Raw genomic sequence first — 10,042 nt, forward strand, 5'->3', positions numbered from 1 at the left:
TCAAGTTTCCTTGTTTCCACCACCTCCAGGCAGTTCGATAACTGATTCCTGCTTTTTTGGCATAGTCTGAGAGTTTCATGTCTATATATTACCCAACATGACTACATCTGACTATATTCTTATTGAAACTTTACAATACTCTCCATCGGGAGAAAATTGTACCGTCCTGACGATTCCCTCATGCCCGTTTAGCGTCTGTAATTCTTTCCCGTCTTTTGTCCAGAGTTTCACGGTTTGGTCATCACTGGCTGAGGCAATGGTTTCACCGTCGGCAGAAAAACTGACACTTTCCACCCAATCTTGATGTCCAGACAGGGTGTTCAATTTCTTGCCGTCTGGACTCCAGAGGGTGACATTCATTTCGGATGCGATCGCGATTAAGTCCCCATTCGGACTAAAACTGGGACTAATACCGGCTTTGGGTAAGGTTTTGACTAAGGGATTGTCCAGTTTCCAGAGTTTCACGGTTCTGTCATCACTCGCTGATGCTAGAGTTTGCCCATCTGGAGAGAAATCCACACCAAATACCTGACTGCTATGTCCGGTGAGGGTATTGAGTAGAATGCCGTCGCGATTCCAGAGTTTGATGGTTCTGTCTTTACTACTGGTGGCAAGGCGTTGACTATCTGGGCTAAATGTCACCTGCCAAATGCCATCCTTGTGACCCATTAGCGTCTGAAGTTCTTCTCCCTCAATCGTCCAGAGTTTCGCAGTTTTATCCTGACTGGCGCTGGCGATGAGTTGACCATCCCCGGAAAAGCTTACACTGGTGACCTCTCCTTGGTGTCCTTTCAGGGTTTGTAATTCTTCACCCTCAATTGTCCAGAGTTTCACCGTCTGATCAGCGCTAGCCGATGCCAAGCGTTGACCGTCAGGAGAGAAGCTGACACTGATAACTGGGGCATTATGTCCGCTTAAGGTTTTTAGGAATTTACCCTCTAGACTCCACAGTTTTACTGTCCCATCCCGGCTGGCTGAGGCAATAATTTGGCTATCGGGGGAAAAACTGACGTGGTAAATATCATTATCATGGGCATTAATACTATGTAGATTCGCCCCATCTTTTGTCCAAAGGTTTACTGTCCCATCCCGGCTAGCGGAGGCAATCATTTCACCATCAGGGCTGAAGCTGACCTCTCGGACGCGATCGCGATGTCCTTGTAGGGTTTTGATTAAACTCCCATCTCGCTGCCAGAGTTTAATCGTATGGTCACTACTGGCGGAGGCAATAAGTTCACCGTCGGGGCTAAAACTAACGCTACGAACTTTATTCGTATGTCCGTCTAATTGATTCGATTGATTCACCCAATAGACGGACTGAAGTAAAGCCGTGGAAATCGTTGAATGCAGTTGAGGATCTCGGCTAACCCAATTCGCTTGTTGCAGCGTTTTAGCCGCCTCTAGGGATTCTAAGAGGGCAGGAAATTTTTGCTGGGAAACAAATAAAGCGTCGGATGTGGTACTTTGGACAATAAGCTGTTCTTGCTGGGCTTGGACAAAAAGTCGTTGCGATCGCTGATATTGCCAGAACGCCACCACTCCTAAAACCGTAGACACCCCCAGCGCCGCACTCACCCCCAAAATGGCACGTTTTGCCCGACGGGTTGCCCAGTAACGACTCACCCCCACATACTCTCGATGCAGGGGTGTAGGAAAGGGTTCTTGTTCGGAACTCCACACCAGCCATGATTCGGCGGCGGTTAGTTCACTCCCGCGTAATAATAGGCTACTATTGCGTCCTTTTTTTTCCCATTCCACGGCTTGGACTAACAAGCGGGTATGTTCCTGGGTATCTAGTTTATTATGATCAATGGCTTGTAAGAGTTCTGCAAATGCCTGTTCAAAATTTGTCCCTTCGCGAAAATCAATCCAAGGGAGTTCTCTCATCTCTGGATACATCGCTTCTAGGTCAACATCCAGATGCAAAATTGGCAGAATTCGCTTATGGTGTTTCAGGGCACATTTTACCTCAACACCGCACTCTTTGGATGCTACCGAATCTGGAGTGATCACAAAGACGATGTTATTAGATTCATCGATGCCTTGATAGATTTCTTTTCGCCAATCAGCGGTTAAGGGAATGCCCTCCCAATCTACCCAAACCTCACGATTTGCGGTTTTAAATGCCTCCCGGAGTTTGAGGACAAATTCCTTATTACGCCGGGAGTAAGAAATAAAGGCTTCTTTCATAAATTGTCCACCCTGAAGTGTCTCGGTTCGATGAGTCAGTGTCCGTGAGGAGCGTTAGTTTTGGGACGCGGACGTCTCTGGGGTGGTAAACTGTAGTGCCCCTTGGATCGCATTATCTTTGGTGCGATCGTTCGCATCACAGATTAAGGCAAACTGCCAGTAATAATCTGTTTCCGTTTCTAGAGATAGAGTATTGGGGAGATTGATTGTCATCTCACCCCCTTTTTCGGGAACCTCAATCATCGTTTGATACACAGGATTCCAACTCTGATCAACCATCAACGTTGCTTAACCGTTCGGCTAACTCCGGCGGTAACACTAGAGGATTGGACAACCCCACACCCCGTACTTGTCCCCCTTCAATCACCACATCTCCCCGCAGCATGGCTAATTGCCTGTCTGAGTGCCTCTGCCTTAATCGCGGTTTCACCCAAATGAGTATAAAACTCACTCATTAGTGCCAATGTCCCCGCATCATCCACCTGCCAGATACTGCCCAATGCCGTTTTCACCCCAGAAGCCACGGCTAATCCGGTAAACCCTAATTCGGCTTCCTTGCTACCAATCGCCGTGCGACAAGCTGACAAGACTAATAACTCCACGGCTGGATTATCCCAATCCAATTGTCGCATTTCGGTTAAATTGAGCTTGTCATTCCACTTTTTATGAGCAATTATTTTATCTTACTCGATCTTAACCTCAATTGGCAACGCTTGGTGAATATTAATTCCGTTCAACTTGGCAAAATTGCATTATCAGATCATAAAATCAACCGGATTTTTCGGCGCGATCGCACTTTCTACCGAACAACAAAAATCGCGATCGCACTTTCTACCGGACAACAAAATTTCCCTTCCCAATTGCCCAGGCGTGTTAAAATTTATTCCGTTAAATTTGGCAAATTATAGATTAAACTATTCTTAAGTTCTCGAATCAACGTGCCAGTAACCATTAACTATCAATCCCCGATCAAACCCATCGAGACTAGCTGTAGCTTCTGGTTGCAGTGGCTATTGGTGACACTATTAGGTTTTGTGGCAAGTCTATTTTGGATCGAGATTGGAGAAAGACCCGATATCGGTATAATTGAGGGCATCATTGGTGGGACGATAATCGGATTAGCCCAATGGCTAGTTTTGAGACGACACTTGTCCTCAGCCTGGTGGTGGATTATTGCCAGTCTCCTCGGTTGGGGAGTCATGGGGTTGAGTTCGTTTGGAGTCATCGGTTGGTTTGCTCCCCGAACAATGGGTATTTTCCCTCGGTTGGTTTATGGAGTCATTGATGGAGCAACCCTAGGGCTGATCCTGGGAATGGGGCAATGGTGGGTTCTCAGACAGTACGTTACCAAAGCTTGGGGGTGGATTTTTGCCAATATTCTAAACTGGTCGATCAGTTTAGCGGTGGGTTGGATTGTCGGCGGAATTTTGCGCCGCTTCACTCATCTGTTTGTGAGCGAAGTTCTGGGTTTAGGGGTGACGTGGATGTTAGTTGCAGGATTCACTGGAATGACTTTGATTCGGTTGCTGCGAGAAGTCCCAATTCCCAAAAGTCCGAAAAACTTAGTAGCCTTCTGCCTTTTACGATAAATCCCCCGAACTTTATTCGAGGGATCAGGCTCAAGTATTTAATTTCAGTGATGCCAATATGGTTAAGCGGGATTGGTTTGAGTTCGCTTCTCTAGGAGAGAGACAATCGAGGCTTTTTCCAAAAGTCCAACCAGGACTCCGTTTTCGCGCACTACAGGCAATTGAGTAAATTGACCTTTCTCAAGGAGCATAATTACTTCTAACAGAGACTGATCAGATTTGACGATCGCATCCAAATCCACCGGCTGTATCAGTTCGCTGACGGGAGTAATCGTCCAGTTTGAGGTGGGGACTTTCTTGAGATCATCAACCGCGATAGCGCCGATCAATTGTCCTTGTTCATCAGTCACCAAGAACTTGCGCCATTCTTTTTTGCCGATAATGTAGTTGTTGGCAAATTCCCGGAGCGACAGGTCGGTTGATATAATCGGACTCTCTGGAATCACCGCATCTTCTGCTTTCAGGTCTTGGAGTTTTTCTTGCAGGGTGGCTGATTGCGCCGACATACCTGCATTTTGCAGCAGGAATACCCCAATTAATAGCGTCCAAATACTGCCAAACTCACTCAACCCCAAAACAGAAAGGATTCCTATACTGATTCCCAACCATCCGACAACCTGACCAACTCTGCTGGCAAAAACAACACCTCGATAGGGATTCCCGGTGATTTTCCAAACCAGGGACTTGAGGATATTGCCACCATCTAAGGGTAAGCCAGGAATCAGGTTGAACAGGGCTAAAATTAGATTAATCGAAGCCAGTAGGCTGAGAATTGCTGCCAAAGGACCAGAGACGCCGGTGCTCACGCCTATACCCGTAAATAGGGCGAAAAGGGCTAAACTAACTAAAGGACCTGCGATCGCCACCCAGAATGCTTCGCCTGGTGTTTGAGATTCTTTCTCTAAGTTGGCTAGACCCCCAAAGAGAAACAGGGTAATCGATTTCACCTCAATCCCCTGGCGAATGGCGACTAAACTATGTCCTAATTCATGGGCTAAAACCGAGGCAAATAGCAACAGGGCGCCCACGAATCCCAGCACCCAGGGTAAAAGACCCGTCAATCCGGGAAACCCGCTGAGATACCCCCCAAACTCAAAGGTGACCAAAGCTAGAACTAAAAACCAAGAGGGGTTTATATAAAAGGGAATTCCCAATAAATTACCAACACGAATACTACCGTTCATAGAGATTACCTCAAATCTACTGTCAAAGAAAACATTTTTATACTGTCCTCCTTTGCATCTGAATCTATCGTAACGAAATGTAAAACTCCTGTTCCACCATTCTTTTTCGTAAAATCCGATCCTAGGGGTTCGGTTGTGAACATCAGCAGGTCTGTACTGTCTGTCTAGATGTCGTTGATAATAATATAAGGAAGTACAACCTCAGTGTGCCACTATCTATAGTTTTAATTTTCAGCCCGCCCACTCATCCTCTTAATATAATATAAGTCATGTCTGTTTCTGAACACACCATTATCCAGTCTTATAACCAAGAAGACCTCCAGCAAATCCTGAATCTCGCGATCACCCGTCAAGCCAATGGCGGTGAGTTTTCCCGGACGCAGCTTGTGGAAATTGCCGCTGAATTGGGGATCTCGCCGACTAACCTCCAGCTAGCGGAACAAGAATGGCGGCTCCAGCAAGAACAGCAGCAAAAGCGCCAGGAGTTTGAGCAATATCGGCGCAGCCAACTCAAGCAGCGGTTTGGCAAATATATTATCGTGAATAGTTTTTTAGTTGCCCTCAACCTGCTGAGTACAGGTCAGCTTTCCTGGGCGTTGTATATCCTCTTGTTTTGGGGAACAGGGCTGGGTTTAAAGACGTGGAATATCTATCAACTTCACGGAGAAGCTTATGAGAAAGCGTTTCAAAAGTGGTATCGCCAGCAACAGTTTAATCAGTTAACTCAATCCATTTTCACCCGGCTGAATAATTGGATTAAGGCAATGGGGTGATTGGGCGTTTCTCGATTAGGCAAAAACTTAGGTAGTGGCAGTATTTTGCTCCTAATAAGTATTTTTACTCAGTAGGATTATCTATAAAAAGGAGTACATTCCGGAGCAGATTAGTCATTCAAAAGGATGATTTCTGACGTAAAAATGAGTCATAGTGCTAAAATGTTAAAACAAGGTTAATGACTGACGAGCTTAGCGCAAAAAATTCGTCAGAATATTCCTTTTTGGCAAATTATCTCCGTTCAAATCTGTGAATATTCCACTTTCTAAATCTACCTTTCCTATTACTCATATCCATATTTTTACCGCTTATCGGGGTTACCTGCTCACGGTTTTCTTTAGTAAGCTTCACTGTTGGCAGTTTCGGGTAACGACCTTAGCAGGAGACGTATTTGGGATGCAACTCCCTTATGATTCGGCTGATGTCGCTGAACGAGTGGGACGGAATTGGATTGATTTTAGCTCCCAGACTCCGGTGACCTAAACTATTGGTTTCAACTTAAGCTGAAAGTAGGAGGTGCAGGAAGATTTGTAGATACCTGGACATAAATTCTGGTAAGCTGTACGAAGAAATGTTAACTAGTGTCAAATCCTTACTATTAAGAGTTCCCTCCCCTCACCACAATGCTTATCCAGCAAGCCCTACTTAGGTGCCGGGAGATAAAGGTTGTAGTAGTTCATCCCACTCTTGCGTTACACTGGCTAACTGATTTCCATACTTTTTTGTGAAATTAGGAATTGTCTCATGAGTACTGCTACGCTGGCAACGTGGATTCTCAGCCCTTTACTAGGACTGGCTATCTTACTATTCATCTTCCGGATTATCCTTACCTGGTATCCTCAGATCGATCTCAACCACTTCCCCTTTAATCTGGTCGCTTTGCCCACAGAACCCTTTTTAGTCGCAACCCGCAAACTGGTGCCGCCCATTGGGGGTGTGGATATTAGCCCGATTATTTGGGTTGGGATTGTTAGCTTATTGCGGGAGATTCTTTTGGGTCAGCAAGGATTACTGACCATGATGCATTGACCGCCTACCGTTTTAAGATTTATCTGTTGCCATCATTTGCTCAACAAAATTCGTATAAACATCACCACTGAGAAACGCTGGGGTTTCTAAGATTTTTTGGTGGAAACTCAGCGTGGTAGCAACCCCAGTAATGGCACATTCACGCAAAGCGCGTTTCATGCGGCGAATTGCGGCATCTCGGTTAGGTGCCCAGACGATTAATTTGCCGATTAATGAGTCGTAATAGGGGGGGATTTCATAATCGGTGTATACATGGGAATCCATCCGCACGCCGGGTCCTCCGGGTGGCAGATAACCGCTAATCCGCCCCGGTTGAGGACGGAAATTGCGTTCGGGATCTTCAGCATTAATCCGACATTCAATCGCATGTCCCTTAAGCGTCACTTGGTCTTGAGTCAGTTTTAAGGGTTCGCCTTGGGCAATACGAATCTGTTCGGCAATTAAGTCCAATCCTGAGATCATCTCAGTCACGGGATGTTCGACTTGAATGCGGGTATTCATTTCCATAAAGTAAAAATTACCCATGGCATCCAGGAGAAACTCAATCGTACCCGCCCCAACGTAATTAATCGACTTGGCAGCCATGACGGCGGCGGTTCCCATTTTTTCTCGCAGTTCTGGGGTCAAAGCTGGACTGGGGGCTTCTTCTAGGAGTTTCTGATGGCGTCGCTGAATGGAACAATCTCGTTCTCCGAGATGAATGACGTTACCGTGAGTATCAGCAAGAATTTGAAACTCAATATGGCGGGGACGGACGATAAATTTTTCCAGATAAAGTCCTGGGTTGCCAAAGGCGGCTTCAGCTTCCCCTTGGGCGGCTTGAAACAGGCGACTCATCGCACTCTCGTCGGGAACCAAGCGCATCCCCCGTCCGCCACCACCGGCTGTGGCTTTAATCATCACCGGATAACCCATGTCTTTGGCAAGGGCTATGGCTTCACGTTCACTACTCAACAATCCCTCACTTCCCGGTACGGTGGGTACGCCTGCCCGTTGCATGGTTTCCTTGGCGGTGGATTTATCCCCCATCGCCCGCATCGCCTCGGGTGACGGACCGATAAAAGAGATTTGATGATCGGCGCAAATTTCGGCAAATCGGGCATTTTCTGCCAAAAAACCATAGCCGGGATGAATGGCGGTGGCGTTGCGCGTCAGGGCGGCGGCAATAATGTTGGGAATATTCAAGTAGCTTTTGCTACTGGGTGCTTCACCGATGCATATAGCTTCATCCGCCAGTTGTACATGTAGGGCGTGTTGATCGATGGTTGAGTGAACGGCAACGGTGGCAATTCCCATTTCTTCACAGGTTCGGAGAATCCGCAGGGCAATTTCCCCACGATTGGCAATTAAGATTTTGGCAAAGTCCATAAAACAGCTTGCTCTATATCCGTATTCAGCTAATAGGCGAGGAGCCTCACGTCATAATTTTCAATTTGACGTGAGAGGAATCACCATAATATAATGTAGTACAGTTTGTATTGCTGAAAGTGGGGTTGGGCGTCGCCTCTCTATAAAACGCGAATCTCCTTTTGGAGAGGAGAAGCCTACAGTATAATCTTTGATTGACTGTAGGAGTACGTCACTAGCGCGGCGGGCATGGAAATACTTGAGCAGCTTCGTAGATACGATGAAGCAGGGGGAGCACAGGGAGCAGAGGGATCTGGGGGAGATGTTAGCTGTTGGCGTTATTTCTGCCTTCTTGCACTAGGATAAGGGGGATTGTCACCAATGGTTGCATCCTTGGGAAATCGTGGGCGATGTCTCTAATGGGATTCATCAACAAAATTGTCGAGAAGTCGTAATTTTCTCACAAGTGTTGGTATAATAAGTTAGCCAATGCGGATGTGGTGGAATTGGTAGACACGCACGCTTGAGGGGCGTGTGGCGTAAGCCTTGCGAGTTCGAGTCTCGCCATCCGCACTCCCTGGTGTATGACGGCATCGGGAAGTGATTCGCTTTGTTTGTGCAGGGTAGCCGGGGAAAAGAGGCGCGATCGCTTACGTCTGGGTGCAGGGAATTTTTAGCCGATTAGGATTGAAAGCCACCCCACACCGCTTGTATAAATAAGTTTGTATAAATAAGTCATTTGACAAATCTTTAAGCTTTCTGGGGATTTCTAACATAGTAATGGCGTGGGTGGAAAAAATCCAAAACCTTTGATCAGGTTAGCGCCTGGAGAAAGATTGCTGGTAAGATCTCTAGTTAATTTCTGGACTCTGGCGCGATCGCACGATTATCCGGAAATGGCGGTATTGCCTTTGAAGCTCAATACCCATCAATAGCCAGTAAGCGATGTAGCAATTTAACAATTTGTAATATAATAGTTGATAATACTCAACAAAATTGTTCGGTTGACAACAATAGAGAGGTGAAGTTTATGTCTACAGTTTATAAGGAGCCAAACTTCATGCTAATCGATCTAACCGATAATGTTTGGGTCAATACCCTGATCCCCAGTGCTAACCATGCGGCGTTGCGTTGCGGATTTGCTGGATATCCGGTGAATCCTCGTTGGAATGCTGCCAAGTTTAAGGCGTGGAAAACTGGGCGTCAGTGGCGAGATGCACTAGCACGAGGCGAAATGGCGGTGCGTTCTCATGACTCAATCTTAGTTCCGGTTTGTGAGTTACACGAGGATGGATTAGATGAGAAAGAGGCTAATGCTTCAGACTCAAAGCCCGTTGCATCTGCAAATCATTCAAGGTTTAAGTTTCCGTTGAGACCTAAACAAATATTAGCCGCATTCCATGCTGTCTGAGCAAGACAAATTTTTTATGCAGGATTTTCAGGGAAGAGACGCGATTAATCGCGTCTCTCATCGTATTTTACAAAAAACAAGATGCCTGTACTAGAGATCCTAGCCTATGACCGAGAACTAGGGATACAAGCCTCGTCCTTTTAGGACGACTTTTTATTTTCTCTTAGTCTTGTATTGTAATAAATAATGTGTTAATCTATAAAAGTAGTCTAGCACAGGCGAAAGTCGTGAGTATCGCCAATCGATTTATCGATGATTCTCACGTAAAGTGATGCTCGAGCATGACGCGCGAGAAACCTCATAAAAACGCAAGGACTTAAACCACTGCCGATACCACAAAAGTGCTGCAATGCATTAGTCCTAAGACAAAAACAATGGACGGTCGGGCAGACCGAAACATAGAGATTAATCTCTAAACGCTTAGGGAGACAAGCCCTCTGGAGTTATCTAAATTAGGCTCAATACTTGGTAGTTTTCTACGGGTGTTTGGTTTAAGTATTGCCGCAAGGATAGATAAT

The 10,042-nt window shown here is 46.1% G+C and carries 11 protein-coding genes, 1 tRNA gene and 1 pseudogene; 7 read left to right on the plus strand and 6 right to left on the minus strand.

The features are described 5' to 3' along the window. The 4 genes and pseudogenes from RIM23_RS29635 to RIM23_RS29650 form a co-directional block, all read right to left on the minus strand. Positions 1-79, minus strand: a pseudogene (locus tag RIM23_RS29635) (IS607 family transposase); the annotation flags it as partial. A 32-nt stretch (positions 80-111) separates the two neighbouring features. Next, complete coding sequence (locus RIM23_RS29640) at positions 112-2,190, minus strand: WD40 domain-containing protein (protein WP_446371952.1); 2,079 nt, start codon at positions 2,188-2,190, stop codon at positions 112-114. Between the two features lie 54 nt (positions 2,191-2,244). After that, entirely contained in the window at positions 2,245-2,469 is a 225-nt protein-coding gene (locus tag RIM23_RS29645; protein WP_446371954.1) for a DUF928 domain-containing protein, read from the minus strand. Between the two features lie 80 nt (positions 2,470-2,549). Then, positions 2,550-2,822 carry a CHAT domain-containing protein gene (locus RIM23_RS29650; protein WP_446371956.1) on the minus strand — a complete coding sequence of 91 codons (273 nt, stop codon included), beginning with the start codon at positions 2,820-2,822 and terminating at the stop codon, positions 2,550-2,552. A gap of 33 nt (positions 2,823-2,855) precedes the next feature. Here RIM23_RS29650 and RIM23_RS29655 point away from each other — a divergent pair, with 33 nt between their 5' ends. Together RIM23_RS29655 and RIM23_RS29660 are read left to right on the plus strand one after the other, a co-directional pair. Then, positions 2,856-3,098 carry a hypothetical protein gene (locus tag RIM23_RS29655; protein WP_446371958.1) on the plus strand — a complete coding sequence of 81 codons (243 nt, stop codon included), beginning with the start codon at positions 2,856-2,858 and terminating at the stop codon, positions 3,096-3,098. A gap of 30 nt (positions 3,099-3,128) precedes the next feature. Then, complete coding sequence (locus RIM23_RS29660; protein ID WP_446371960.1) at positions 3,129-3,779, plus strand: hypothetical protein; 651 nt, start codon at positions 3,129-3,131, stop codon at positions 3,777-3,779. A gap of 62 nt (positions 3,780-3,841) precedes the next feature. Here RIM23_RS29660 and RIM23_RS29665 read toward each other — a convergent pair whose 3' ends face one another. After that, positions 3,842-4,963: a site-2 protease family protein gene (locus tag RIM23_RS29665; RefSeq protein WP_446371962.1), complete on the minus strand. Its 1,122-nt coding sequence runs from the start codon at positions 4,961-4,963 to the stop codon at positions 3,842-3,844. 269 nt (positions 4,964-5,232) lie between these two features. Between RIM23_RS29665 and RIM23_RS29670 the strand changes: the two genes are divergently transcribed. From RIM23_RS29670 to RIM23_RS29680, 3 genes are all read left to right on the plus strand, one after another. After that, the gene (locus tag RIM23_RS29670; RefSeq protein ID WP_446371964.1) at positions 5,233-5,736 is read left to right on the plus strand and encodes a 2TM domain-containing protein; all 504 of its coding nucleotides are present in this window, start codon (positions 5,233-5,235) and stop codon (positions 5,734-5,736) included. Between the two features lie 250 nt (positions 5,737-5,986). Then, entirely contained in the window at positions 5,987-6,220 is a 234-nt protein-coding gene (locus RIM23_RS29675; protein WP_446371966.1) for a hypothetical protein, read from the plus strand. 261 nt (positions 6,221-6,481) lie between these two features. Continuing rightward, complete coding sequence (locus RIM23_RS29680; RefSeq protein ID WP_446371968.1) at positions 6,482-6,766, plus strand: YggT family protein; 285 nt, start codon at positions 6,482-6,484, stop codon at positions 6,764-6,766. A gap of 12 nt (positions 6,767-6,778) precedes the next feature. Here the strand turns inward: RIM23_RS29680 and accC are convergent, their stop codons facing one another. Then, positions 6,779-8,134, minus strand: coding sequence for an acetyl-CoA carboxylase biotin carboxylase subunit (gene accC, locus RIM23_RS29685; protein WP_446335558.1), 1,356 nt, complete (start codon positions 8,132-8,134; stop codon positions 6,779-6,781). A gap of 470 nt (positions 8,135-8,604) precedes the next feature. Between accC and RIM23_RS29690 the strand changes: the two genes are divergently transcribed. Together RIM23_RS29690 and RIM23_RS29695 are read left to right on the plus strand one after the other, a co-directional pair. Then, positions 8,605-8,686: transfer RNA gene (locus RIM23_RS29690), tRNA-Leu, on the plus strand. A gap of 457 nt (positions 8,687-9,143) precedes the next feature. Beyond that, on the plus strand, positions 9,144-9,524 hold the full coding sequence (locus tag RIM23_RS29695) for a hypothetical protein (RefSeq protein ID WP_446357043.1): 381 nt from the start codon (positions 9,144-9,146) through the stop codon (positions 9,522-9,524). Positions 9,525-10,042 lie beyond the last annotated feature (518 nt).

This window comes from Coleofasciculus sp. G3-WIS-01 (assembly GCF_040223135.1).
In the GTDB taxonomy this organism is placed as follows: domain Bacteria; phylum Cyanobacteriota; class Cyanobacteriia; order Cyanobacteriales; family Coleofasciculaceae; genus Coleofasciculus.

Excerpts from the sequence above, each read along its gene's own strand:
- RIM23_RS29640 (WP_446371952.1), bottom strand. The coding sequence starts at position 2,190 with ATGAAAGAAGCCTTTATTTCTTACTCCCGGCGTAATAAGGAATTTGTC.
- RIM23_RS29670 (WP_446371964.1), top strand. The coding sequence starts at position 5,233 with ATGTCTGTTTCTGAACACACCATTATCCAGTCTTATAACCAAGAAGAC.
- RIM23_RS29680 (WP_446371968.1), top strand. The coding sequence starts at position 6,482 with ATGAGTACTGCTACGCTGGCAACGTGGATTCTCAGCCCTTTACTAGGA.
- accC (WP_446335558.1), bottom strand. The coding sequence starts at position 8,134 with ATGGACTTTGCCAAAATCTTAATTGCCAATCGTGGGGAAATTGCCCTG.
- RIM23_RS29650 (WP_446371956.1), bottom strand. The coding sequence starts at position 2,822 with ATGCGACAATTGGATTGGGATAATCCAGCCGTGGAGTTATTAGTCTTG.
- RIM23_RS29665 (WP_446371962.1), bottom strand. The coding sequence starts at position 4,963 with ATGAACGGTAGTATTCGTGTTGGTAATTTATTGGGAATTCCCTTTTAT.
- RIM23_RS29645 (WP_446371954.1), bottom strand. The coding sequence starts at position 2,469 with ATGGTTGATCAGAGTTGGAATCCTGTGTATCAAACGATGATTGAGGTT.
- RIM23_RS29655 (WP_446371958.1), top strand. The coding sequence starts at position 2,856 with ATGAGCAATTATTTTATCTTACTCGATCTTAACCTCAATTGGCAACGC.
- RIM23_RS29695 (WP_446357043.1), top strand. The coding sequence starts at position 9,144 with ATGTCTACAGTTTATAAGGAGCCAAACTTCATGCTAATCGATCTAACC.